The sequence below is a fragment of the Paracidovorax anthurii genome (assembly GCF_003269065.1).
GTDB classification, from domain to species: domain Bacteria; phylum Pseudomonadota; class Gammaproteobacteria; order Burkholderiales; family Burkholderiaceae_C; genus Paracidovorax; species Paracidovorax anthurii.
The window spans coordinates 1-23,292 of the sequence record NZ_QLTA01000032.1 but is presented as its reverse complement, the minus strand read 5'-3'; the positions used below and the strand labels follow the sequence as shown (position 1 = coordinate 23,292).

Sequence of the window (23,292 nt, the reverse complement as noted above, 5' to 3'; positions counted from 1 at the left end):
CGGTCAGGCGTCAGACCAGGCCCTGCAGGTCAGAGGCTTGGTCGAGGCTCCAAATGCGTTGTAGCAAGTCGGTGGCACGCTGCTCGCCGATCACTGGCGTCGCCAGTTCGAGGAATTTGCTTTCCAGCTCCGCATCGGACAGCGGTAGCTCCGGGTCACCCTTGCGGTTGGGCTGCAGGTGCACCAGCTTCTCGCCCCCACGTGTCGTGATTTCCAACCGCGCGGCGCGCTGCCCCGGAAACGCCGCGTCGATCTGGGGATCGATGCGCGCGTCAATGCGCGTGATGAGCTCGCATGTGCGGCGGTCGTCGAGTTGCTCAGGTTCGTACGCTGCCAGCCGCACGCTGCCGCGCACCAGCGCCGTTGCCACCACGTAGCGTAGGCTGAAGCGGGCCTCATTGGCGGTCGTCGGCCGCTCGTAGCACGCGATGTCCAGCGCCGGCTTGTACGTGTCGATCTGGACATGGGCGATGTCCTGCGGCTGCAGGCTGTGCTGCTCGCGCAGTGCAAGCGCAGCATCGATGGCGGCAAAGGTGTGTCCGCAGCCAATGTGGTTCTTGAAGGTCAGGCGCGTGATGTGGAAGTCTCGGCCCAAGGTCGCGCCTGCTTGAGACCAGTCCGGGCCGTTGCTCATCGCCTTGCCCAGGCCGGCCTCGCCGTCGAGCACATCCGGCGAACCGGTCACTCCGCGCGCAGCCATCTGCGCGGCCAGCAGGCCGGCCTCTGCGGCGCGACCGGCGTGCAGCGGCTTCGACATGGAGTCCATGCGGAAAGCCTGTTGCAGGCCGGCAGTGAAGGTGGCGGCCGTGGCGAGCGCATGGGCGAAAGGCTGCGCGCCCAGGCCGAGCGCGCCGCCAGCGGCGGCCGCAGCCCCGAAACTGCCGACGGTTCCTGTGTTGTGCCAAAACTTGTAGTGAGGCCGGCCCATGACCACACCGATGCGCGTGGAGACCTCGTAGCCGAGCACCAGCGCCCGCAGGAAGTCCAGGCCGGTGGCCCCTGTATCCTGGCTGGCCGCCAACGCTGCGGCGATGGTGGCGGCGCCAGGGTGGTACATCGCGTCCCGGAAGCTGTCATCCACCTCGGCCGCATGTGCGGCCGTGCCGTTGTACAGCGCCGCGGCTCGAGCTGTGGCGCTGCGTCCATTGCCCAGGCGTGCGCGGCCATGGTCCAGGTCTTCTGCCAGCACTTGTTCGAGCTGGGCCAGCGGGTCTGCAGCCAGGCCAGGGAATAGCGAGGCGTACCAGTCGATGACGGCGCGCTTGGCATGGTGGATCACGTCATCGGTGAGGACGGTGTGGCGGTACTCTTCGGCGTAGCGCCCGAACACTTCAGTGGCGTGCATGGTGTGATGGTCTTTCAAATGTTGGGGATCAGGCCAGCCAGTCGCGCAGCAGCGCATTGATGGCCGGCGCAGATTCGTACTGCACCCAGTGACCGGCGTCCGCCACGATGGCGGTGCGGCTGCGCGGATGGCAGGCCGCCAGCTCTGGTGCCAGCAGCTCGGGCGTCGCGGTGACGTCATGGGCGCCCCAAGCCAGCAGCACCGGGCAAGTAGCTTGGTGCAACAGGGCCTGAAGGCCGCCCGCGCGTGAGATGCCCTTGCTCCTGAAACGCGTCTGCAGGCAAGCCTCGGTGTGGACACGCAGGGCCAGCGGGTCGACGCTGTCTGGCTGGTGGAGCATGTGGGCGAGGAGGTTGTGTCGCATGACCTGGGCCAGCGCCGCGGCGTCATCAACTACATGACGCCACGACACCAGCTCGGACCTTGGGCGCCGAGGGCCACCGTGCCCTGCAGGTCCCAGCAACGCCAGCCGGTCCACTCCACGTCGACCGACTGCCAGGTGGGCCGCCACCAGCCCGCCGAAGGAGAAACCGGCCAAGTCGATGGACGTCGACGGGCCCAGCAATGCATCGAGGCTACCGGTCAGCCGGTCCAGCAACGAGCCTATCGTCGGCTCGGCAGGCGCGTCGGAATCGCCATAGCCAGGCATGTCTGGCACCCAGACGCTGCGGTGCGTGGTCAAGGCTTCGACGTTGCGCACCCAATGCCGCCAACTGCCATGTCCACCGTGCAAAAGCACGAGAGGTCGACCGGAGCCCAACGTCCACCACACGACCTGCCCACCATGGCTTTGCACGACATGACGCTGCATGCGCTGTTCCAGCGCTGCCATCCGGTCGCCTGCAGGTTGCTCGTCGTGTTGCATGGTGCGCAGCAGGTTCATTCCATCTTGATGGACTGGTCCTTGATGACACGCTTCCACTTGGCTTCCTCTGAGCGAACGATGCGCGCGGTCTCCTGCGGACTGTCCATGGTGAGCGCCAAACCCTCCGCAGCAGCGCGGCGCTGAAAGGCCTCCGTCTGCGCGGCACGTTTGATCGCTGCGTGCAATTGCTCAATGATGGCAGGCGGCGTCGCGCCCGGCACGAACACCCCGTACCAAACGTCCGCGTCATAGCCAGGGACGCCCGATTCGGCAAAAGTGGGCACATCGGGCAGCAGCGGCGAGCGCTCGGCGCTGGTCACGGCCAGTGCGCGCAGCTTGCCGCCCGCGAGCATGGGCGCCACGCTGGGCAGGGTACCGAAGGCCAGGTCGATCTGGCCAGCGATCACGTCGTTGATGACCGGCGCGGCTCCTCGGTAAGGCACATGGGTGACAAACACCTTGGCCGTGCTCTTGAGCAATTCAGCCGCGAGATGCGTAGACGTGCCATTGCCAGCAGACCCATAGGCCATCTGCCCAGGCTTGGCGCGGGCCTGCGCGACGAACTCCGCAGCGGACTTGAGCGGGCTCTCGGTCCGCACCACGGCCACATTCGGTGCGCGGCCGAGCAGTATGACCGGCGCAAACGCGGTCGCCGCAGGGTATGGCAGCTTGGGGTGCAGGCTGGGCACGATGGCGATGGCGCTCGTGTTCAGCAAGAGGGTGTGGCCGTCGGGTGGACTCTTGGCCAGCGCGTCATTGCCGATCACCGTGCCGGCGCCAGACTTGTTGTCCACGATCACAGGCTGGCCCAGGTCGCGCGACAGCGCATCGCCGAGGGCGCGCGCCATGGCGTCGGTACCGCCGCCGGCAGGAAAGGGAACGATCATCCGCAGCGGCTTGCCGGGGAATGCTTGTCCCATGGCCCACGGGCTGACCACGGCAGCAGCCAGACCGGCCAGAAGCGCGCGTCGCAGGTTGATGCGCCGGCTCATACCCGCTCCAGGACCACGGCGATGCCTTGGCCAACGCCGATGCACATCGTGGCCAGGGCGTAACGCCCCCCGCTAACGTGAAGCTGGTTGACGGCCGTGGTGGCGAGACGTGCTCCCGAAGCACCCAGAGGATGTCCCAGCGCGATGGCACCGCCGTTCGGGTTGACGCGGGCGTCGTCGTCCGCCAGGCCTAGGTCGCGCAGCACGGCAAGGCCCTGCGCAGCGAATGCCTCGTTCAATTCGATCACGTCCATTTGCGCGAGCGTCAACCTGGCCAATGCCAGCACCTTGCGCGTCGCCGGCGCCGGACCCATGCCCATGATGCGAGGCGGCACACCTGCCGTGGCCATCGCGACCACACGTGCACGCGGCGTCAAGCCGTGCCGCGCCGCACCGCCTTCGCTGGCCAGCAGCAGCGCGCAGGCGCCGTCGTTCACACCGGATGCGTTGCCTGCCGTGACGGTGCCGTCCGGACGGACCACCCCTTTGAGCTTCGCCAATGCCTCCAGGCTGGTCTCGCGCGGGTGCTCGTCGCGCGACACGACCAGCGCGTCACCCTTCTTCTGCGGCACAGTGACCGGCACGATTTCTGCGTCGAAAAACCCGCGCTGCTGTGCGGCAACGGCCTTGCGCTGCGAGGCCAGGGCCATGCGGTCTTGTTCCACGCGGGAGATGCCGTAGTCGGTGGCGACGTTCTCAGCCGTCTCGGGCATGCTGTCCACGCCGTGCAAGGTCTTCATGCGCGGGTTGATGAGCCGCCAGCCGATGGTCGTATCCTCGATCTTTGCCGCGCGGGAAAACGCACTTTCTGCCTTGCCCATCACGAACGGCGCGCGGCTCATGCTCTCTACACCGCCGGCGAGCATCAGCTCCGCTTCGCCGGCCTTGATGGCGCGTGCCGCCGTGCCCAGTGCATCCAGGCCAGAACCGCACAAGCGGTTCACCGTGCTGCCAGGCAGACCGACAGGCAGGCCGGCGAGCAACGCCGACATGCGTGCGACGTTGCGATTGTCCTCGCCGGCCTGGTTGGCGCAGCCGTAGATGATGTCCGCGACAGCTTCCCAGTCCAGCGTGGGGTGGCGTGCCATCAGCGCCTTCAAGGGCACGGCGCCCAGATCGTCGGCGCGAACCGACGACAGACTGCCGCCGTAGCGGCCGAAGGGGGTGCGAACCGCGTCGCAGATGTAGGCGTGTTGCGTCATGGTGAATGTCTCATTGGAATAGTTGATGGAGGTCGCCGCGCACGAAGCCCGGGCCACTGCGCTCGGCGAGCATGTCGATGTCGCGTGCCAGGGCTTCCTGGCCACGCGTACGCGCCCAGAACACAGGCCCGCCTTCCCAGCGGGGGAAGCCATAGCCGTTGACCAGTGCGACGTCGATGTCCGCGGCATGCGCGGCAACGCCATCGGCCAGCAGCAGCGCCGCCTCGTTGACCAGGGCAAGCAGCACGCGGCGCTGCACTTCTTCTTCGTCGATGGTCCGCGGCACGATGCCCTTCTCGGCGCGCGCCCGCGCGATCAACGCGTGCGTGCCTTCGTCCACTTCGGCCTTGCCCCCCTCGGGGTAGCGGTAGTAGCCGGCGCCAGTCTTGCGACCCAGGCGCCCGGCTTCGCACAGACGGTCGGCGATGTTCACGTAGCGCGCGGACGGGTCGCGCGTGGCGGCCTGGGCCTGGCGCATGCGCCAGGCGATGTCCAGGCCCGACAGGTCGGCCACGGCGAAGGGCCCCATGGCGAAGCCGAAGCGTTGCAGGGCGGCGTCCACCTGTTCGGGCCAGGCGCCTTCCTCGATCAGAAACTCGCACTGGCGTCGGTAGGCCGCGTAGAGCCGGTTGCCGACGAAGCCGAAGGCATTGCCCGTCAACAGCGGCAGCTTGCCCAGCTTGCGGGCCGCGGCCAGGCCGGTTGCCAGAGCATCGGGGGCAGTCGCCTTGCCGCGCACCACCTCCATGAGCCGCATCACGTTGGCAGGACTGAAGAAGTGCAGGCCGATCACGTCCTGCGGCCTTGTGGTCGCGCTGGCGATGGCGTCGAGGTCCAGATACGAGGTGTTGCTGGCGAGCACGGCGCCTGGGCGGGCCACGGCGTCGATGCGCGCGAACACCTGGCGCTTGACGTCCAGGTCTTCGAACACGGCTTCGATCACCAGGTCCGCTTCGGCGAGATCGTTCCATTCCAAGCTGCTGCGCAGCTTCGCAAGGCGAGACTGCGCCGCTTCGGGCGCCATCTTGCCGGCACGGACCCGGCCTGCGTAGTGGTCGTGAATGCGGGTCGAGCCACGGTTCAGCGCCGCACTGTCCTGCTCCAGCAGCAGCACCTCCAGGCCGGCATCCAGCACGGCGATGGCGATACCCGTACCCATCGTGCCCGCGCCGATGACCGCGACACGGCCCACGGCGCGCGGTACCACTTTCGCCAGAGATGGGTGTTTGGCACTGTCGCGCTCTGCAAAGAACTGGTGACGCAACGCTGCGGCCTCAGGCGACACGCGCAGCTGCTGGAACGCCGCACGCTCACCGGCCAGCGCTGCAGCGAATTCCTGAACGGCAGACGCCTTCACAGCTGCGATGGCAGCGACGACGGCCGGACGGCCTTTGCCAGTCTTCAGTGCCGCGGCAGCGGCGTCTTCTACGGCCTGGGGTTCGGAAAACGGCACGGCGCGATCACGCAAGCGTCGCTTTTTACCGGCGAGGCCCCGTGCGTATTCGACCGCAGCTGCACGAAGATTCCCGTCGATCTGCGCATCTACCAAGCCGCAAGCGAGCGCCGCAGTGCTCTTCACGCGCTCGCCTGCGCACACCATGGCGATGGCACGCGGCACACCCACCAGGCGCGGCAGCCGTTGGGTGCCGCCTGCGCCGGGAATGATGCCCAAAGTGACTTCAGGCAAACCCACGACCGTGCCAGGCGCAACCACGCGTGCATCGCACCCCAAAGCGAGTTCGAATCCACCACCGAGTGCAGCCCCTTGCAGGGCCGCCACGAAGGGCTTGGCACAAGCCTCGATTGCAGCGATAACCGTCGGCAGTTGCGGCTCAGCCAATGGCTGGCCGAATTCGCGCAGGTCCGAACCGGCAATGAAGGTCTTGCCGGCGCCGATGAGCACTGCGGCAACCAAGCTTTCGTCACGCGCCACGGCATCAACGGCGTGCAGCAGCCCGGTGCGCACCGCCGCCGAACCGGCGTTGATCGGCGGGTTGTCGATCCAGATGACGGCGACGTCGCCGTCGCGCTCCAGGCGAACCTGGTTCGTTGCCGGGGCGTTCATGAGGCCAGCACCACGACGCCGTCGGCCGCGCGGACGCCCTGACCCTGCGGCAGGACGAACACCGGGTTGATTTCGGCTTCGACCAATCGTTCACCGAGCTGCGCCGCCATCTGAGAGAACGCCACGATGGCCGTGACCAGGGCATCCACATCAGCCTTGGGACGGCCACGGAAGCCGTCCAGCAGCGGCCAGGTCTTGAGCTGCTGCGCCATGGCCAGGGCATCGGCGCGCGACAGGCCGCCCTCCGGTGGCAGCAGGCGCATGGTGGTGTCCTTGAACAGTTCCGCGGTGACGCCGCCCATGCCCAACAGGATGGCCGTTCCCAGCGCATCGCGATGCATGCCCAGGATCAGCTCGGTGCCGCCGCCGACCATCTCTTGCACGAGGAAGCGCTTGGGCCGCACGCCTGCTTTGGCCTCGACCTCGGCAGTCATGGCGGACAGGCGCTCTCCCACGTTGTCGGCCGTCAAGTTGACCGCCACGCCTCCCACGTCGCTCTTGTGCGTGATTTCTGCCGACAGAATCTTCAGGACTACACGGTCACCCAGCTCGCGCGCTGCGGCTTGAGCCTCGGCCGGCGTCGCCACGATGCGTTCGCCGGCGCACGGCACACCGAAGCGCGTGAACAACTGCTTGGCCTGGTATTCATCGAGCGATCCGGCCGGCAGGTCGTCCACCGCCACCGGCTGGTCCGCTGCGCTGGCATCGACCTGGGGCTTGAGCTGCGTGGCCTTGAACATCGCCTGCAGCGCTGCCGTGCAGCTCTCAGCTGCCGCGAAGGCCGGCACGCCGCGTTGCGTCAGCAACGCACCGACTTCAGGAGCATGCGGGCTGACATAGGCGATGACAGGCTTGTCGGAGTTCGGCAGGCAGTCCTGGATGGCACCGGCCAGCAGTTCCGGCATGGCGAGGCTGGAAGAGCCGACGATGATGGTCAGTGCGTCGTAGCTGTCGCTCTTGAGCAGCACGTTGATGGCGCCGCGCAACAGGTCGGGCTTGAGGCCGGCGAGCGTCACGTCGATGGGATTGCGGTCCAGCACGGCGTGGTCACCGGTCTGCAGGGCACGCAGTGCCTCGGCCGTGGCCGCATCCGGTGCGGACGTGTCGAACCCAGCTATGCCAAGGTCGTCAGACACCAGCGTGCCGGCACCACCGGTGGAGGTGAGGATCGCGACGCGCTTGCCGTGCAGCTTGCGGCCCGTGGCCAACGCAGAGGGAATGTCCAGCAGGTCGGAGAAGGTCTGCGCACGGATCACGCCGATCTGCTGGAACAGCGCGTCGTACATGCGGTCGGCACCGGCCAGGGCGCCGGTGTGCGAGACAGCAGCTTTGGCGCCGGCTTCCGAGCGGCCGATCTTGAACGCCACCACGGGCTTGCCCTTTTGAGCCGCCTTCAGGCAGGCGTTGCGGAACTTGGCGGGGTCGCGCACCGTTTCCACATACAGCGCGATGACCTTCGTGGCCTCATCGTCGGCCAGATGGTCGATGAAGTCGGCCAGTTCCAGGTCCACCTCGTTGCTGGTGGAGATGAGCTTGGATAGACCAATGCCCCGTGCCGCCGCACGCGAAAGCAACGCACCCAGGATGCCGCCGCTTTGCGACACCACGCCGATGCCGCCTACCGGAAAGTGCTCCATCTCCAGCGCACCTGTGGCCGACAGAACGATGTTGTCGGTCAGGTTCACCAGCCCGATGGTGTTGGGCCCCAGGATACGCATGCTGCCGGCAGCCTCGATCAACTGCTTCTGGCGGCGTGCGCCATCTTCGCCGGTCTCGGTGTATCCGCTGGCCAGCACGATGGCGGCCGCGCAGCCCCGGGCGGCCAGGTCGCGCACGGCCAGGTGCGCGCGTTCGGCACCCAGCAGCACGATGGCCACGTCGGGCACGCCAGGCAGTGCCGCCACGTCGGGGTAGCAGGTCAGCTCACCGATGCGGTCGACCTTGGGGTTGACGGGGTATATGTCGCCCTTGAAGCCGTGCTTGACGAGGTAGGAGACGGGACGACCAGCGGTCTTGCCGGCGTCGGCGGATGCGCCGATCACGGCGACGCTGCGCGGCTGGAGCAAGCGGGAAATGGCGTTCATGGTCATCACTCCTTGGCGGCCGGGGCGGCTGCGGACTTGTCGAGGAAGGCCATCACCGAGGCGCGGTGCTCGGTGCTGGTGTAGCAAATGCCCTGGGCCTGGCTGCCCTGGGCGAAAACCTGGTGAGCTGACAGTTCGAAGCTCTGGTTCAGGATGGTCTTGGTCAGGGCCAGCGCCGTGGCCGAGCCCTTGCCTAGCTCGGCGGCCCAGGCCTGAGCATCGGCGACCAGCGTCTCGCCCGATGTCTTGCGGTCCACGATGCCCAGCGCCACGGCCTCGTCCACCTTGACGGCGCGACCCGTGAAGATCAGCTCCTTGGCCTTGGGGAGGCCGACGCGGCGCGGCAGGAAGTACATGCCGCCGCCATCGGGGATGATGCCGCGGTGGATGTACGACCAGGTGAAGCTGGCCCACTCGCTGGCGATGATGAAGTCACAGGCCAGCGCCGTATCGGCGCCCAAGCCGGAAGCTGCGCCGTTCACGGCAGCGATCACTGGCTTGGGCATCGTGTGCAGCAGCGCCTGGGTGTGGTGCACGCGTTGCTGGCGGTGCCAGCCGTTGAAACCGACTTCGCCGGTCGGGGCGTTCATGCGCTTTTCCATGCCGGCGATGTCGCCGCCAGCGCAGAAGCCTTTGCCCGCGCCGGTCAGCACCAGGGCTTTGATGGCCTTGTTGGCGGCCACCTGTTCCAGCGCTTCGATGAACTCGCTGCGCATGGCATCGCTCATGGCGTTGCGCTTGTCGGGACGGTTCAGGGTGATGGTCGCGATGCCGGCCGCGACGTCCAGGTTGATCAGTGTGAAGCTCATGGGGTTCTCCTCGATGGGGTTGTTCAGTCGGCCTTGATGCCGTTCTCCTTGACGACACGGGCCCAGCGCTTTTCCTCGCCGCGCACGTAGGCGTCCAGTTCCGCAGGGTCGCCGGCAGCAATGGCCAGGCCTTCCTGCTCCACCTTGCGCGTGAAGTCCGGAGCGCGCGCGGCCTTGGCGGCGGCCGCATTCAGGCGTGCGATCACATCCTTCGGTGTGCCGGCCGGGGCATACAGCCCGTACCAGCTCTCTACGGCATAACCTGGGATGGTTTCGGCGATGGTCGGAATGCCCTTGAACGCGGCCGAAGGCTGGGCGCTGGTCACGGCGATGGCGCGCAACTGGCCACGCTCGACGAAGGGCGCCACGGCGGCGGCCGTGCCGAAGAACATGTCGACCTGCCCACCCATCAGGTCGGTCATCGCCGGGCCGGCGCCGCGGTACGGGATGTGCACGGTCTTGACCTTGGCCAGGTTGTCGAACATCTCGCCGCCCAGATGGGCCGAAGTGCCTGCGCCTTGTGACGCGTAGGTCAGCTTGCCCGGGCTGGCCTTGGCGGCGGCGAGCACGTCCTGCACCGTCTTGAACGGGCTGGCCGGGCGTACCACCAGAACGTTGGGGCCGCGGCCGACCAGGATCACCGGCGCGAAGGATTTGTCGTTGGTGAACGGCAGCTTGGGTTGCAGGCTGGGATTGACGGCATGCGCGAAGCTGGCCATCACCAGGGTGTAGCCATCGGGCTGCGCCTTGGCGACTGCATCGGTGCCGATGATGGTGCCGGCACCGGGTTTGTTGTCGATGATGACGGGCTGACCGAGGTCCTTGGACATTTCCTGACCCAGCGTGCGGGCGATCAGGTCGGTGCCGCCACCAGGTGCGAACGGCACGACGATGCGCACGGGCTTCTGCGGAAAGGTGCTGGCAAAGGCAGCGCCTGCGGCCAGGACGGCGCCGATGAGCAGTGGCTTGGCGAACGTGCGGATGAGTTGGAAGCTTGGCTGACGCATGTGAATGTCTCCGTGATGGGGCGCGCGAGGCCCTGGCGGGTGGCGGCGTCGGTGTGCGATCACCGTGGCCGTAGCTTAGGAAGATCGACCCAGAAAGTAACCCCGCCAATTCCATTCAGTGGAACCGAAGTACCATCTGCCACAGGAGAGCCACGCATGAACGCTGCGCGAAATGTGATTGCCGAAGACAAGCCAGGCCAGTCGCCTGCCAACCGGTCGCTTGAACGTGGCATCGAATTGCTGCGTGCATTCCGGCAGGGCTCGGAGCTGCTGGGGAACGGAGAACTGGCCGAGCGCACAGGCCTGTCGAAGTCCACGGTAAGCCGTTTGACGCAGACGCTGGTGGGCACCGGCATGCTGCAACTGGACACCGCCCGCCGCGCCTATCGACTGGCCCCGGCCGTGCTGAGCCTGGGCCACGCTATGCGCTCAGGGTCGCGCGTGTTGACGGTTGCCGCGCCTCATATGCGAGCTTTGGCAGAAGGCCAGCGCGTCAACGTCGGGCTCGCCGCGCCAGACCTCGACGAAATGGTCTATCTGGAGTCGATCCGCTACGCCCGGCGCGTGGCTCTGCGGCATGTGGTGTCCGGGCAGCGAGTGCCGATGGAACTGACCTCGCTGGGGCGCGCCTATCTCGCAGTCGCGCCGGAACCTAGGCGCAAGGCGCTGATGGCGGTGTTTCGCAGCCGCCGCCCGGATGGGTGGGGCGAACTTGCGCGATCCATTGAGGGGGCACGGATGGATGTGGCCGAGAAGGGTTACTGTTCAGCATCTTGGCAACCTGAAGTGGTTGCGCTGGCAGCACCATTGGCGGTGGATGATGCTACGTACGTGTTCAACCTCAGTTTGTCGACCGCAGAGTCAGCGGCACGGGTAGCGAAACAGTTTTCTCCAGCGTTGCTCAATCTGGTCGCGGTGGTACGAAGAGACATCGCGCGGGGCACTTTGGACACTTGACTGCTCTCGGCGAACCAGTTCTTGAGCAACTCGCAGTTCACCGAAGCATCGAGCCCGTCTATACGGGGCAGCAAGCGCGTCGAGCCGCCTACAAATGGGGAAGTCAGCCCGAGCGTCCAAACTGAACGCTGATGAACAAACTTCCAACGTCTGCAGTCGGTCCCGGTGCTGACCTTCGACGCCGTATGCTCATGGGCTGCAACGGGCGCATTCCAGCTGTTGATCACGATGCCGAAACGACCGTTCAAGATCTTTCGGTCTCTCTGTTCAAGACGAGCCGAAATTCATGTCTATCTTGGCCCGCTACATCCACCCACGCGCGCGGCGCGCACCGGGCACTGAGTGGTCGACCACCATTCGCTATCGAGACGATGCTGCGCATCCATTGCCTGCAGCTGTGGTGGAACCTCAGCGACCCGGCGATGGAGGAAGAACTGCACGAGCGTCCGCTGTATCGGTGCTTCGTCGGTCTAGACGGCTCGGCACGACTATGTTCGGCTTACGGAGACGTGCGAGTTGTCAGTGAGTATTTCTTCGAAGATCACCCGGTCGCGCTCGTTCAGGGCCTTGCAGCTGGTCCAGCCGTCAAGGACTAGGGCATACGACTCCTCAACTGGCCAGCTCAGATAGTCATTGAAGGCATCCCAGCTCTTGCCATTCCAATGACCACCCGCCCCGTTTATGAGGCCCTCGTTGAATGCGGCTGAGAATGCGTCCATCGTCTGAACCCCGCGCAGTTGGACTTGGTATTGGCGATTGGCGGTTGACATACCAGCAATGCTATCGCCTGGCTTTCGCGATCTCCAGCTCAGGCAGCAGTTCGACGATCCGGTTACCGGACGCAACTTGACGAGGCCTATTGGAGCGAGAGCATGAATCGTCGGGATGTCCCGATGTTCATGAAGGAGTGTCCGATGAGCCATGCTGTCGTTAAAGTACTGGGCCCGCCTGCAGCCCCTCCCACGCTGCTGGGAGAGGCCGCGGCGCGTATCCCTACGGGAGGCAGGATCCGTCCCGGCATCATGGTGCTCACGCGCAAGGCGGCTGAACATGCGCAGGCCAAGGCCATCTACGCCCAGGGTGTGGCAGAGGGCCGGTCCTTCGAGCAGATCGAGCGCACGCTGGCCGAAGCGCTGCCGCAGTTGAAGTCCCCGCTCGTGCCGCGCAACGTCCCGTGGTTCACCGTGCGTGCATCGGATTTCGCGAACCCGGAGATGGCGCGAGAGATTCTCGACGCCTACGGAGAGGACCGCGGCCAGGGCCATCGCCTCTATCGCTTTCCCGTCGTCTTTCCCGCGGACCTTTGGCAGACCGTGATGCCCCACGAACTCGCCGCATGGAGTACCCACGAGAAGCGCTTCTGGTCGCAGTACTCGCCCGATGGGCGGGTGCGACACTGCATGCGGCATGCGCCGGTGCCGGTGGACGACACAGGACGGCGCACCATCCGCATCTTCGGCGGGCGCAAAGCGGTACAGCGGGAAGACAACGGCGGCATCTGCGACCCGGAATGCTGCCCTGAGTACCAGGCGCGCCAATGCAATCTGACGGGACGGTTCCTGTTCTTTATCCCGGGCATTCGCTCCATCAGCGCGCTGGAGTTGCCCACCACAAGCTTCTATGCGATGAGCGCGGCCACCCAGCGCTTCCAGGCCATCGCCATGATGCGTGGCGGACGTATCTCCGGCTTCCTGGGGCGCGATCGGACGACCTTCTTTTTGAGCAAGGTGCTCAAGGAGGTGCCACACATCGACGGGCAAGGCCGGGCCGTGCGCGTGCCCCAATGGATCATCGAACTGGAGGCGCCCGTCGATGTGACGGCGCTGCTGCGCGAGCCCGATGATGAGGAGACGGTCGTTGCGCAGGCGCAGCTTGCAACCCAGGTACTCGGAGGAGGGGTTGCGGCGGTGCGTGGGCTGGCGGTCGAAGGGGCCGGAGGCCTGGAGGATGCGGCCTGTGGCGAGGGCCCGCAGCCGCGCTCCGGACGCCCGACGCTGGAGGCCGTGATGGCGCGTGTTCAGGGCATGGGCATGGACCCGGAGCGCTTTGGCGAGTATGCGGACCGCCGCTGGGGCCGGGGCTGGCGCGTCAACCCCCATGGCCGTGGCCGGGCATGGGATGAGCTCGAGCGCTATGCACGCGATCCGGAGGGCTACCTCGACAAGATCGAGGCCGAACTGCGGCCGGGCGCCTGAAGGGCGGAGGAACGCATGCGCATCGCACACTTCTCCGACCTGCACTACGGTGCTAAAAATCTGGCAGAGGCCGAGCGCTGCTTCGGCGCCGCCATCGACCGGGCTGCCGTGCTCGGCGTCGAGGCTGCCGTCATCTCGGGCGACGCCACGGACCATGCGCTCGACCTGCACGCGCCCGCCGCCGCCCGGCTGGCGGCCCAGGTGCGCAGGCTCGCCGACCACTGCCCGGTGCTGCTGCTGCAGGGAACGTACTCGCACGAGCCCCCGGGGACGCTCAACATCTTCCGCTCGATCGGCGGACGACACGCCATCCATGTGGCCGACCGCATCCAGCAGGTCGCGCTGACGCGTGAGGGGCGGTGGGTGGTTTCGCCCGAATGGTGCTTCCCCTGCCTGCCGTCCGGCGCGGTCGCGATCTTTTCGTGCCTGCCGACCGTCAACAAGGCCACCGTGGCGGCCACCGTTGGCGCGACGCAGGCGGCCCAGGCCGTGGGTGAGCAACTCGCGCAGTTGCTGGCGGGCTTCGCGCCGTCGCACCGCCTCGCGCGCGCGCAGGGCCTGCCCACCATCGGGGTCTCGCATGGCACGGTGTTCGGTTGCGTGACCGAGCATGGTGTTCCCATGGCCGGCTTCGATCATGAATTCACCACCGGGGCCCTCTTTGCCGCGCAGGCCCAGGCCGTCATGCTCGGCCATATCCACCGGCACCAGGCATGGACCCAGCAGGGCGACGCGGGGGTGCAGGCCATTGCGTACGCCGGCTCGATCGGACGCTTCCACCATGGCGAAGACGGAGACAAGGGCTTCCTCTTGTGGGAGGTGGAAGCCGAGGCCGCCGGGTGCCGGCTCGAGGCGACGCCGGCGCGCCGCACGATCGACATCGTTTTCGAGGGGCGCCCCGATCTCGATGCCTTGCGGGATGCCGTGGCCCGCCAGGACGTCGCCGGGGCCAGTGTGCGCGTGCGCTGGACGGTGCCCGAGGAGGAGCGCTGCGCAGTGGATCGCCATGCCATCCTGCGCGTGCTGGCCGATGCGGCGGACACGCAGCTGGAGGGGCGCATCGTGCCCGTGACACGTGCGCGCGCGGAAGGGATCTCGAGGCTGGCGCGCATGGACGACCAACTGCGCGAGTGGGCTCGGATCACCGAGGTGCGTGCCGAGCCCTTGCTGGGCTGTCTCGCGGCACTGGCCGAGGCGTCACCCGAGGACATCGCTGCGCGGGTGCTGCAGCAGGGCGTTGCAGCACCCGATACGGCCGCCTTGCTGCCCTCGGCACCACGGCCAGCGGGCATGCGTGCCGCGGGGCAGGCCCTGCACGCCGTGCCGGGCTAGGGCTGCTAGGGCCCGGGCAGGGAGTGCCCGGGCAGCCGGCCTTTTCGTCTCCACGATCCTGGCGCACCGTTGGGCGCCAGGCTCCCGGCGCCCCTCGCCTCTTGAAAGCACGGTCACAGATGGGAGAGTGTCCCCATCGACTTCTCATCGGAAAGGAATCCCCATGCAGCCTCTCATGCTGACGCTCAAGGGCTTTCGCGGCATCCGCGATGGCCTGGGGCTGTCCGAACTGACGCTGGACCTCCAGCGCCTCGCGGACGACGCCCAGCTCATCGCCATCGCCGGTCCCAACGGCAGCGGAAAGACCACGGTCATGGACAACCTCACCCCCTACAACCTTCTGGCCAGCCGGGCGTCGGCCGGCGGGGCGGGGGGCTTTTCCTATTACGACCACGTCTATCTTGCCGAGTCCGCTAAGGACCTGGTCTGGGCGCACGAGGGCCGAAGCTACCGCTCCCAGATCGTCATCCGGCTTCAGGGCCGGCGCAGGACCGAAGCCTTCCTGCACCGTTTGGACGGCGATGGCGCCTGGCGCCCGGTCGCGCTGGAGGACGGCACCGTCTCCGACGGCCGCATGGAGTCCTACGCGGCGTGCGTCGAGCACATCTGCGGCAGCGCCGAGACGTTCTTCGCCTCGGTGTTCGCCGCGCAGGGCAAGCGGCAGCTCAACACCTACCGCAACGCCGAGATCAAGAGCCTGCTGGGTGACCTGCTCGGGCAGGAGGCCATCCGCCGGGTGGGACTGCAGGCCGGCGAGACGGCGCGCCTGCTGCAGACGGGGCTCGTGCTGCTGCGCCAGGAACTGGTGACCCTGGACACGGAGGCGGACCGCATCGCGACCGCCCGGCTGCGCGTGGAGGGCGCGGCGGCGCGGGTGGCGCAGGCCGATGCCACCACGTTGGCGGCGCAGTCCTGTCTGGACGAAGCGCAGGGGCGGCATGCCCGTCTGGCCGCCGCGTTCGAGCGGCAGCGCGCCATCGAGCAGCAGCGCCGCCAGTTGCGCGCGGACCATCGGGCCGAGATGGAGGCGAGCGCAGTGACGATCCGGACCCTGCAGGCCCAGGATGAGGCCGAAGGCCAGCGGCTCGACAGGTTGGAGCGACGCGCGCGGCAACGGCGGGCGCAGCAGCAGGAGCGCCGGCAATCGCTCGAGCGGTCCCGGGGCCGGTGCCTGCAGGAACTCGCGCAGGCCCCCGCGGTGCGGCGGGCGGCGCGGCGGCTGGCGGTGGCACAGCGTATCCAGGGCGCACGCCATGCGATCGTGCTCGCGTGTCGCGCTCAGGTCCAGGCGTTGGCCCAGGCGCGCCACGCGGCGCATCTGGCAGAGCAGCAGTTGGCGGCCATCGAGCGGGAGGCTGGCAAGGCGGTGCTGCGGAACGAGGAATTGAGCCACCGCTTCAGTCTGGTCTCCGAGGTGCCTTGTGCCGGGACCGACTTGCAGGGGCGCTGCAAGCTGCTGGGCGATGCGCGCGAAGCGCAGGCGCTGCTGCCCGACGCGAGTGCGCTGGTGGCGCAGTGCGCGCGCCAGAGGGCACAGGTCCGCAGCGAACTGGCCGAGGCGCGACGGCGGTGCCAGGCACTGGATGACGCGCCCCGGAAGCTGAGCTGGGCCGAACACCGCGAGGCCGCGGCGTGCGGGCGTGCCGGCCGGTTGGCGCTGCTCGCGACCAAGGTCGACTCCTGTGCCCAGGCCGCGGTGACGCTGGCCGAGGTCGAGCAGGAGATGGACGCGCTGGGGCCGCAATCCGCGGCATCGCAGCCGACCGCAGAGGAGGAGGCCGAGCGTCGGCAGATATCTGCCTCCCGAGCAACGATCGCTCAGCAACTGGCGCAGGAATCGCGGCGTTCGCGGGATGCGTTGGCGCGCATCGACCGCTCGATCGCGCTCTTGCCGCAAGGGTGCGACGAGCGGCAGCTCGCGAGCGCGGCCAGCGCCGTGAGCGAGGCGCGCGGGGCGCTGGGGGCCTGCCAGAGCCGGCGCCTGGAGGCCCTGCGCGACGTCCAGGCCACCGAGGACCTGGACCGGCAGGCGAAGGCCCTGGCACAGCGGCGCACGCACGCCGAAGGGCACTGTGCGAAGGTGGAGAACGAGATCGCGAACTGGACCCTTCTGGGACGCTGCATGAGCAACGATGGCCTGATCGCATTGGCGATCGACGATGCCGGCCCCGCGCTGTCGGCGCTGGCCAACGATCTCCTGCTCGCCTGCTATGGACCGCGCTTCACGGTCTCCATCCATACCTTGCTGGAGACCAGCAAGGGAGATCAGCGCGAAGGCTTCGACATCGTCGTGCACGACGGAGCCACGGGCGAGACCAAGAGCGTCGGCCTGATGAGCGGAGGGGAGAAAACCTGGATCGAGGCCTGCATGACCCGTGCCATCGCCCTCTACCTGGCGCTGCACACCGGGCGCCAGTACACGACGCTGTTCACGGACGAGGCGGATGGTGCGCTGGACGTCGAGCACAAGCGCATGTTCCTCAGCATGAAACGTGCGGTTCTGCGCCTGGGTGGCTATGAGCGCGAGTATTTCGTGTCGCAGACGCCGGAACTGACCATGATGGCGGATGCCGTGATCGACCTGGAGCGGTGGAGGGTGCGGGACGCACCGGAGGCTTTCGCCGACGGCCGCCGATGAGGACAGCAAGGACGACTTGCGTGCCAGGAGACCATCCTCCATGATCTTCCTCACAAGGGGGAGAACATGAAACCGAAACACCGACGATGGGGCCTCATTGCCCTGTCCTGCATGCCGTTGCTGGCCAGCGCCGACGTGCTGCGCATCGCCACGTGGAACCTTGGCTGGCATGTGTCCCAGCAGGAGCTTCCCCCTGGATCGCGCAGTGCTCGAAGACCTATGCCAAGGACGGCCAGGGGGTCTGGCGTCTCGCTCCCGCGGGGACGCCGGACGCCAGGCGCGGATGGGAGATCACGGAATCGCGGGCGACGCTGGAAGGCGTGGACCTTTCGCTGATGCCGCCCTGTGCCGTCTACACGACCGTGTCGCGGCAAGGCATCGACGTGACGGCGGCGTCCTATGCGAAGCGGCTCGCGCAGATCGCGAGGGTGCTGTCCTCAGACGTCCGGCCCGATGTCATCGCCTTCCAGGAGGTGTCCGGCACCCAGGCCGTGAGGGAAGCCCTCGGTGCGGCTTCCGGCGACTACAACGTCTGCTCCTTTGATGGGGCGTACAAGGTCCAGCGATTGGCGTTCGCGTGGCGCAAGACGCTGGGCAGCGCGGCGCAGGCCTGCGCCGACGTACCGGCGCTGTCGCTGCCGCAACTCGCACCGCAGCAGCAGGTGCGGCCCGGCTACACCGTGACCCTGGACATCCGGGGAAAGAAGGTTCGCTTTCTCACCGTGCACCTGAAGTCCAGTTGCGTGTCCTCGCTGGAAGGCGATCGCCTCGACGGCAATACCGGGGCCGACGATCCCTGTCCCGTCCTGCAGCAGCAGGTGCGCCCGCTGGAGGAGGCGTGGGAGCAGTTGCCGGTGGGCGCGGACCATTTCATCGTCCTGGGCGACTTCAATCGCAACCTGTGGCACGAGGCCAACAAGGTCGCGGGATCGGAGCCGGTGCGCAGCGATGGCGAGACCGACCTGTCAAAGCCGCGCGCGGCGTCGGTGGTAACGAGAAACCTCGTCCTGGAAGTCAACGACGGCGTGCCCGCATCGACCAGAGCCGAACTGCTGTCGGCGACCTGTCCGGGCACTGCGGAGGTCGTGGCTGCCTGCGAGGCGTCGAAGACCGCGAAACTCACGTCCGCACAGCGCTCCGTGCTCGTGGCCTCCACGGGACTCGGGTGCCGCAACCCGGTCGGCCTGGACCACGTCCTCGTCTCGCAATCCCTCGCGGCCAGCGTGAAGTCCACGCGCAAGGTGCCTGTCGGCCCGCTCGGTGCTTCGCTCGCCGCGAAGCCGCCACAGTACCCGGACCCGCTGCTGGCGATATCGGACCACTGTCCCGTAGTGGCCGAGATCGAGTTCTGAGGGAGTTTGCGGCGGGTGCGCGCCGGCCATCGGCGGGGACTGCATGGCCGACTTGTCGGGCGTCGACGGCCGGGGTGGGCGCCGTCGGGCCGACCGAGGTCTGGAGGCTCTTCGGGCTTAGCCAAGTCGACGGGCCCGGGACCATCGAATCCTGGCCCAGGGCCCGCGCCGGACCGGATCCGGCTTTCAAGTCTCTCGGAGACGACGAATTGGCGCGGTGGCGCGTTATTCCAACTCCGGGGCGAACGTCGGCAGCCCGCTGATCACGGGGGCCTCGCAGTCGAACTTGAGCCACACCACACCGGCCCGCTCGGCGGCCTCGAAGATGGAGGCGAGGTCCGTTTCCACGGGATTCCTGTGGCGCGGCGCGCCGACGAAGACGAAGCCGCCGAATTCGGTGGGATAGGCGTTCACGGAGAGATCGTCCGTCTTGAGGCGTCTGCGCGTGGAGGGCGTGAGGTGTGAGAGTGACAAGGCGACCAATGGTTCGGCCAGCTCTCGCAGGCGATCGATCCAGTCAGAGTCCATGGATGCTCCTTCTACAAAGTGCCCGGTCCCCGCTGCGGTGGGGGGGCCGGGCCGGGTTCCTCGAATACCCGTCCGGGAGGTGGCGATCGGCGATCCGCCGACCGGAGGGCAGGGCGCTGGCTACATCAAGCCTCGCTCGGCCATCGACACCAGTTGGTCGCCTGCCACGATGAAGTGATCGATGACGCGGATGTCCACCAGTGCCAGGGCGGTCTTGAGCGTGGCGGTCAGCACTTCGTCCGCACGGCTGGGCTCGGGGACACCGCTGGGGTGGTTGTGGGCGAATGCCACCGCTGCCGCATTGTGTGCCAAGGCGGCTCGCACCACCTCTCGCGGATAGACCGCGGTCTGTGTCAGCGTCCCGCGGAACATCGTGTCCGAATCGATCAGGCGATGCTGCGAATCCAGGAAAACGACGAGGAAGACCTCGCGGTCCAGCCCCGCGAAACGCAGGGCCAGCCACTCGCGCAGGGCCTGAGGGCGGTCCATCAGCGGTGCGTGCCGCAGGTCGGTCTGCAGATCTCCCAGAAGCAGTTCCCTGGCGATGCCCAGGGCGCGGTGCAACTGGTGTTCGCGCGCTACCCGTGAGCGGTCGCAGACATCGCTGGCGATGGCGGTGGCAGGGCGCAAGGCCGTGGCGAACAGCTCGTCGATGAGAGCCTCGCGGCTCATGATGGCATTCATGGCGGTCTCCAAAAGGAAGAATGGAGGGGACGCCAGTTCCCGCGGGGACGGCGTCCCCGGTGGGATGTGGGTGCGCAACGCGAGTCGGCACGCTGGTCTCAATGCAGGTAACGTCTGCGGCGCCGGCGCGGGCCGGAAGCCTCCTCGAAGGGCAGGACAAGCATTGGCCGAGTTTCATCGATCTGCGGGAGCCCGGCAAGAAGGCAGCGCGGGCCGGTACCGAGAACGCGGGCGATAGCCGTCGGTTGGCCATGGCGAATGTCGACCAGGGGGAATCCGCAGTGTGGCGATTTGGGTACATGCACCCATGATTGGCATTGCAATGACGTCTTGGTGTCATCGGAATGACAGCAGAGAAATTTCTTGCTGTGGGACCGTTCAGCCGCCTGCGGTCGCTTGGAATGGAGGCAGGATGGAGCCCTTCCGGAGTTCGCATGATCCGCCTCGGTACCCAGATCCGCTTGACCCGCAAGGAGATCGAGTATTTCCGCTGGCTCACCGACGTCGAGCCGGTGGGCATCCGCACCCTGGCGGACCTTCAGGCCTACGTTGCGCGATGCAAGGCCCACTATTGGGGAGCCTCGCTGGATACGCAGTTCCTTCACTGGATGATCGACCAGGAGGTGGCGCGGTGCCTGGCGGCGTGAAGCCCGCACCGGCAGGGTGTGAGGGGCGTGAAGGAGGGAATCGGACGGCGGGCACACCCGGGCGTTCCCCAGGCCTTGCGGCCGGGGGAACGGGGTGCAAAAAAGGCTCAGCCACTGGCTTGAACCACTCGGGGCGCGGCATCCACGGAATCCACGCCCGTCGGTGCGGCAGGTGCTCCGGCGGAGGCCTGGAACGCGGCCCGCGACGCGCGAACCTTGGGGTTCTTCGCAATCATCCGCTGGACCTGTGCGTTGGCGGGCTCCACGCGGGTCTCGGGCAGGCATGCCACGGCCAGATCGCGTGCCGCCTTCGGCGCACGCATGAACAGCCCGCCGAACAGCCAGCGCACGAACTGGCCAATGCGCTGTTGACGAGCCTCGCGGGCTTGCTGAAGGCGCAGCGCCTCGCGGCAACACAGATACAGCGCAAGGTGATCGCGCTTCATCTCCGGGTCAGCCTCGAGCTGCTCCAATACTTCGGACGCGATGGTTGCATCCTTGGCGCGGCGGTAGAAGGATACCCACGCGCGCTCTTCCTCCTGTGCGATGGTTCGGCGCCTGGACGTGGCGCGCGGTCCGTTCACGGTCATCATCTTTCTCCTAGCTTGCGGGATGCATGCGCCATACCCCCCGCGGGAGGCGTCAGTCTCCCAGGGTTGCATTGCGGTGGTGCCAGGGCCTGCTAAGCTGGCCTCCCACCCGCCTTGGACTGCCCACACATGCTTCGTGCAGGCCACTCACTCCGGTTCACGCCCGCCGAGATTGAGGATCTCCGAAAACTCGGACTCGACATCGGCGGGGCGCGAACACAGGACGATCTCGACCAGGCACTGACCCGATGGGTCGGTGTTCTGGCCGATGAACGCCCGGAACTGCTGGACAAGATTGCCGGGGCGCTCGCCACGGCAACGGGAGCCACGCTACCCGCGCGATTGACGCGCGTGCGCTGAAGCGCCTTGCCGGGCATTGGCCTGGGCGATCGCGATCCAGCGATCGGCGATCTGATCGAGGTAGACCAGATCTTCGGCTTCGATCTCGCCTGCGGCCCGCAGGCGTGCGATGACTTCCTGGACCAGGAAGGGGTCTTCCCGGGCCAGTTCGACGACGGTGGCCGCGACGCGGCGCCGGTACAGGTCGATCGCCATGATCAACCCACGACGCGGCATCGCGCGCACGGATGGCCCATGCACTTGCCGAGGCAAGGCTGGGGCCGCAGCAGCACCGGCAGTTTGCGATGCGGGACGGACGGATGGGCGGCGAGGCCGGACCCACCCAGCAGCACCGGGATGCGGCGCGGTTCTACGGCTGTGGTGACAGCAAGCATGGGGTTCTCCTTGGAAAAAGGGGAACGCCCAACGACCCTGGCGGGGACTGGGGTCCCCGTTCGGGTATGCCTCGCAAAGCGAGGCGGCTCGGATACCGGCCTGAAGGGCCGGCATGGGATGGAGGCCCAACACCTTGCGGTATCGGGCCCTGGGCTCAATGGCCTTCTGCGATGAAGCAGCCGACCATGCGGACGCGTCAGCCCGGGGGCCGACAGGAACTCACGGCTGCACGAGCAACCGCCCCGACCGAAGCCGGGGAGCTTGTGGGCAGGTGACGACTGCGACGCCAGCTGGGCTGGACTTCGGCGCGGCCAGGGCCACGAGGAAGGCTTGGTGGACGCGATGCCCACGGGAAGCTCGGCCAGTATGGAGCGGCCGGCTCAGGAGGTGCCTGCGCCGGTGGCATTGCCATCCGAAATCGCCTGCCTGGGCGGGGGTTGCACCGCGTTTCACGCGGTGGGTGCGTTGCCGCTGGGCATCTCAGCAAACGTGAACGCCTGACTCGGCGAACTGAACAGGTGCTTCAGTGAAGGCAGCTCCATCCTCCATGCCGACAGATCTTTAATCTGGCGGTCCAGAGCCGCCAAAAAATCGTGGGCAAAGCGACGCACTTTCTCCTGAGACGGCTGTTTCGGCATCGTGAACAACGGCTGGAATGCGCCCTATGCTGTCGTCCACTTCATCAACCTGAACGTCGGCAGTGCAGCGGGTGCTGCCGGTGGCTGCCGCCGGTCGTATTCACGCTACTTGGCCCCAAGCCGTCGTTGGTGTGGGCGACAGGCGCTGGCCCGAATGGCGGCTCCATGAAGAACAGCAGCCATAGAGCTTTCACAAAACGATTCGCGCTGCGCCAGTGACTGCTTCGTTGCTGTTTGAACTTGCGGTCCCGACCCATTGCTGACGTCCACACTTCAGGGAACCTCTCACAACCCCTGACCTGAAGAGCCTCAAGGCCATAGACGGCATATACCAGCGCCTGGAATGCACTATTGGCACCTGCCCAGGGGGCGCAGCCCCGTGCCCGCGGGGCCTCGCGGCCCCTGCGACTCACGCTTTTGCCGGTTGCAGGCGCACCCGTGCCTTGGCAGCCGCTGGCTTGAAGAACGCATCCACCCCCCGCTCCAAGAAGGACGCCAGCCGCTTCATGTTGTAGCAGGCAGCCATCATCGTCATGCCCACCGTGGCCCGTGCCTGCCCGATTGTGCGCACGAACTTGCCTCCCAGGTGCCGGATGCCGGCGAACACGTGCTCCACCTTGGCCCTTT

The 23,292-nt window shown here is 67.2% G+C and carries 21 protein-coding genes and 2 pseudogenes; 8 read left to right on the top strand and 15 right to left on the bottom strand.

All coding sequences use genetic code 11. From position 1 onward, the window contains the following. Window positions 1-10: 10 nt before the first annotated feature. The 8 genes from AX018_RS15355 to AX018_RS15320 are packed head-to-tail and all read right to left on the bottom strand — an operon-like array spanning window position 11 to window position 10,369. Complete coding sequence (locus AX018_RS15355; protein ID WP_111878764.1) at window positions 11-1,345, bottom strand: MmgE/PrpD family protein; 1,335 nt, start codon at window positions 1,343-1,345, stop codon at window positions 11-13. Between the two features lie 28 nt (window positions 1,346-1,373). After that, entirely contained in the window at window positions 1,374-2,228 is an 855-nt protein-coding gene (locus AX018_RS15350) for an alpha/beta fold hydrolase (protein ID WP_245951572.1), read from the bottom strand. Beyond that, the gene (locus tag AX018_RS15345) at window positions 2,225-3,202 is read right to left on the bottom strand and encodes a tripartite tricarboxylate transporter substrate binding protein (protein ID WP_170146279.1); all 978 of its coding nucleotides are present in this window, start codon (window positions 3,200-3,202) and stop codon (window positions 2,225-2,227) included. The genes AX018_RS15350 and AX018_RS15345 overlap by 4 nt, the downstream gene beginning before the upstream one ends. Next, window positions 3,199-4,404, bottom strand: a complete 1,206-nt coding sequence (gene pcaF, locus AX018_RS15340; protein WP_111878761.1) for a 3-oxoadipyl-CoA thiolase — start codon at window positions 4,402-4,404, stop codon at window positions 3,199-3,201. Before pcaF ends, AX018_RS15345 begins: the two co-directional genes overlap by 4 nt. 10 nt (window positions 4,405-4,414) lie before the next feature. After that, the gene (locus tag AX018_RS15335) at window positions 4,415-6,469 is read right to left on the bottom strand and encodes a 3-hydroxyacyl-CoA dehydrogenase NAD-binding domain-containing protein (protein WP_111878759.1); all 2,055 of its coding nucleotides are present in this window, start codon (window positions 6,467-6,469) and stop codon (window positions 4,415-4,417) included. Further along, a complete protein-coding gene (locus AX018_RS15330) occupies window positions 6,466-8,553 on the bottom strand; it encodes an acetate--CoA ligase family protein (protein ID WP_111878851.1) in 2,088 nt (695 codons plus the stop codon). The genes AX018_RS15335 and AX018_RS15330 overlap by 4 nt, the downstream gene beginning before the upstream one ends. A gap of 5 nt (window positions 8,554-8,558) precedes the next feature. After that, window positions 8,559-9,362 (bottom strand): enoyl-CoA hydratase/isomerase family protein, encoded by an 804-nt coding sequence (locus AX018_RS15325; protein WP_111878757.1) that lies wholly within the window; start codon window positions 9,360-9,362, stop codon window positions 8,559-8,561. Between the two features lie 23 nt (window positions 9,363-9,385). After that, on the bottom strand, window positions 9,386-10,369 hold the full coding sequence (locus AX018_RS15320) for a tripartite tricarboxylate transporter substrate binding protein (RefSeq protein WP_111878754.1): 984 nt from the start codon (window positions 10,367-10,369) through the stop codon (window positions 9,386-9,388). A 156-nt stretch (window positions 10,370-10,525) separates the two neighbouring features. Here AX018_RS15320 and AX018_RS15315 point away from each other — a divergent pair, with 156 nt between their 5' ends. The 6 genes and pseudogenes from AX018_RS15315 to AX018_RS15290 all read left to right on the top strand — a co-directional run bounded on the left by AX018_RS15315 (window position 10,526) and on the right by AX018_RS15290 (window position 18,843). Continuing rightward, complete coding sequence (locus tag AX018_RS15315) at window positions 10,526-11,326, top strand: IclR family transcriptional regulator (RefSeq protein WP_111878752.1); 801 nt, start codon at window positions 10,526-10,528, stop codon at window positions 11,324-11,326. A 344-nt stretch (window positions 11,327-11,670) separates the two neighbouring features. Then, a pseudogene (locus AX018_RS15310) lies at window positions 11,671-11,805 on the top strand (transposase); the annotation flags it as partial. Between the two features lie 435 nt (window positions 11,806-12,240). Continuing rightward, on the top strand, window positions 12,241-13,521 hold the full coding sequence (locus AX018_RS15305) for a recombination directionality factor (protein WP_111878848.1): 1,281 nt from the start codon (window positions 12,241-12,243) through the stop codon (window positions 13,519-13,521). A gap of 15 nt (window positions 13,522-13,536) precedes the next feature. Further along, window positions 13,537-14,853: a metallophosphoesterase family protein gene (locus AX018_RS15300; protein WP_111878749.1), complete on the top strand. Its 1,317-nt coding sequence runs from the start codon at window positions 13,537-13,539 to the stop codon at window positions 14,851-14,853. Window positions 14,854-15,028: 175 nt separating this feature from the next. Further along, window positions 15,029-17,491, top strand: a complete 2,463-nt coding sequence (locus AX018_RS15295) for a DNA repair protein (RefSeq protein WP_211322449.1) — start codon at window positions 15,029-15,031, stop codon at window positions 17,489-17,491. A gap of 320 nt (window positions 17,492-17,811) precedes the next feature. Next, complete coding sequence (locus AX018_RS15290; RefSeq protein ID WP_170146278.1) at window positions 17,812-18,843, top strand: endonuclease/exonuclease/phosphatase family protein; 1,032 nt, start codon at window positions 17,812-17,814, stop codon at window positions 18,841-18,843. A gap of 225 nt (window positions 18,844-19,068) precedes the next feature. Here the strand turns inward: AX018_RS15290 and AX018_RS15285 are convergent, their stop codons facing one another. Further along, on the bottom strand, window positions 19,069-19,371 hold the full coding sequence (locus AX018_RS15285; protein WP_111878741.1) for a DUF5983 family protein: 303 nt from the start codon (window positions 19,369-19,371) through the stop codon (window positions 19,069-19,071). A 120-nt stretch (window positions 19,372-19,491) separates the two neighbouring features. Further along, window positions 19,492-20,055 (bottom strand): JAB domain-containing protein, encoded by a 564-nt coding sequence (locus tag AX018_RS15280; RefSeq protein WP_111878738.1) that lies wholly within the window; start codon window positions 20,053-20,055, stop codon window positions 19,492-19,494. A gap of 434 nt (window positions 20,056-20,489) precedes the next feature. Between AX018_RS15280 and AX018_RS15275 the strand changes: the two genes are divergently transcribed. Then, complete coding sequence (locus tag AX018_RS15275; protein ID WP_111878732.1) at window positions 20,490-20,702, top strand: hypothetical protein; 213 nt, start codon at window positions 20,490-20,492, stop codon at window positions 20,700-20,702. A gap of 107 nt (window positions 20,703-20,809) precedes the next feature. Here the strand turns inward: AX018_RS15275 and AX018_RS15270 are convergent, their stop codons facing one another. Beyond that, window positions 20,810-21,295, bottom strand: coding sequence for a hypothetical protein (locus AX018_RS15270; RefSeq protein WP_245951570.1), 486 nt, complete (start codon window positions 21,293-21,295; stop codon window positions 20,810-20,812). Window positions 21,296-21,421: 126 nt separating this feature from the next. Here AX018_RS15270 and AX018_RS15265 point away from each other — a divergent pair, with 126 nt between their 5' ends. Continuing rightward, the gene (locus tag AX018_RS15265; RefSeq protein WP_111878727.1) at window positions 21,422-21,652 is read left to right on the top strand and encodes a hypothetical protein; all 231 of its coding nucleotides are present in this window, start codon (window positions 21,422-21,424) and stop codon (window positions 21,650-21,652) included. Here AX018_RS15265 and AX018_RS15260 read toward each other — a convergent pair. The 4 genes and pseudogenes from AX018_RS15260 to AX018_RS15250 form a co-directional block, all read right to left on the bottom strand. After that, window positions 21,623-21,847 carry a hypothetical protein gene (locus AX018_RS15260; RefSeq protein WP_111878722.1) on the bottom strand — a complete coding sequence of 75 codons (225 nt, stop codon included), beginning with the start codon at window positions 21,845-21,847 and terminating at the stop codon, window positions 21,623-21,625. The genes AX018_RS15265 and AX018_RS15260 overlap by 30 nt on opposite strands. Before the next feature lie 2 nt (window positions 21,848-21,849). Next, complete coding sequence (locus tag AX018_RS25275; RefSeq protein ID WP_170146277.1) at window positions 21,850-22,026, bottom strand: hypothetical protein; 177 nt, start codon at window positions 22,024-22,026, stop codon at window positions 21,850-21,852. 450 nt (window positions 22,027-22,476) lie between these two features. Then, the gene (locus AX018_RS15255) at window positions 22,477-22,665 is read right to left on the bottom strand and encodes a hypothetical protein (protein ID WP_146749334.1); all 189 of its coding nucleotides are present in this window, start codon (window positions 22,663-22,665) and stop codon (window positions 22,477-22,479) included. 409 nt (window positions 22,666-23,074) lie between these two features. Continuing rightward, a pseudogene (locus AX018_RS15250) lies at window positions 23,075-23,292 on the bottom strand (IS5/IS1182 family transposase); the annotation flags it as partial.

Bases quoted from the DNA above. Each gene is read 5' to 3' on its own strand.
- pcaF (WP_111878761.1), bottom strand. From the start codon at position 4,404: ATGACGCAACACGCCTACATCTGCGACGCGGTTCGCACCCCCTTCGGC.
- AX018_RS15355 (WP_111878764.1), bottom strand. From the start codon at position 1,345: ATGCACGCCACTGAAGTGTTCGGGCGCTACGCCGAAGAGTACCGCCAC.
- AX018_RS15255 (WP_146749334.1), bottom strand. From the start codon at position 22,665: ATGCCGAAACAGCCGTCTCAGGAGAAAGTGCGTCGCTTTGCCCACGAT.
- AX018_RS15300 (WP_111878749.1), top strand. From the start codon at position 13,537: ATGCGCATCGCACACTTCTCCGACCTGCACTACGGTGCTAAAAATCTG.
- AX018_RS15325 (WP_111878757.1), bottom strand. From the start codon at position 9,362: ATGAGCTTCACACTGATCAACCTGGACGTCGCGGCCGGCATCGCGACC.
- AX018_RS15260 (WP_111878722.1), bottom strand. From the start codon at position 21,847: ATGGCGATCGACCTGTACCGGCGCCGCGTCGCGGCCACCGTCGTCGAA.
- AX018_RS15265 (WP_111878727.1), top strand. From the start codon at position 21,422: ATGCTTCGTGCAGGCCACTCACTCCGGTTCACGCCCGCCGAGATTGAG.
- AX018_RS15305 (WP_111878848.1), top strand. From the start codon at position 12,241: ATGAGCCATGCTGTCGTTAAAGTACTGGGCCCGCCTGCAGCCCCTCCC.
- AX018_RS15330 (WP_111878851.1), bottom strand. From the start codon at position 8,553: ATGAACGCCATTTCCCGCTTGCTCCAGCCGCGCAGCGTCGCCGTGATC.
- AX018_RS15270 (WP_245951570.1), bottom strand. From the start codon at position 21,295: ATGATGACCGTGAACGGACCGCGCGCCACGTCCAGGCGCCGAACCATC.
- AX018_RS25275 (WP_170146277.1), bottom strand. From the start codon at position 22,026: ATGCTTGCTGTCACCACAGCCGTAGAACCGCGCCGCATCCCGGTGCTG.
- AX018_RS15315 (WP_111878752.1), top strand. From the start codon at position 10,526: ATGAACGCTGCGCGAAATGTGATTGCCGAAGACAAGCCAGGCCAGTCG.
- AX018_RS15275 (WP_111878732.1), top strand. From the start codon at position 20,490: ATGATCCGCCTCGGTACCCAGATCCGCTTGACCCGCAAGGAGATCGAG.
- AX018_RS15295 (WP_211322449.1), top strand. From the start codon at position 15,029: ATGCTGACGCTCAAGGGCTTTCGCGGCATCCGCGATGGCCTGGGGCTG.
- AX018_RS15320 (WP_111878754.1), bottom strand. From the start codon at position 10,369: ATGCGTCAGCCAAGCTTCCAACTCATCCGCACGTTCGCCAAGCCACTG.
- AX018_RS15335 (WP_111878759.1), bottom strand. From the start codon at position 6,469: ATGAACGCCCCGGCAACGAACCAGGTTCGCCTGGAGCGCGACGGCGAC.
- AX018_RS15280 (WP_111878738.1), bottom strand. From the start codon at position 20,055: ATGAATGCCATCATGAGCCGCGAGGCTCTCATCGACGAGCTGTTCGCC.
- AX018_RS15345 (WP_170146279.1), bottom strand. From the start codon at position 3,202: ATGAGCCGGCGCATCAACCTGCGACGCGCGCTTCTGGCCGGTCTGGCT.
- AX018_RS15285 (WP_111878741.1), bottom strand. From the start codon at position 19,371: ATGGACTCTGACTGGATCGATCGCCTGCGAGAGCTGGCCGAACCATTG.
- AX018_RS15350 (WP_245951572.1), bottom strand. From the start codon at position 2,228: ATGAACCTGCTGCGCACCATGCAACACGACGAGCAACCTGCAGGCGAC.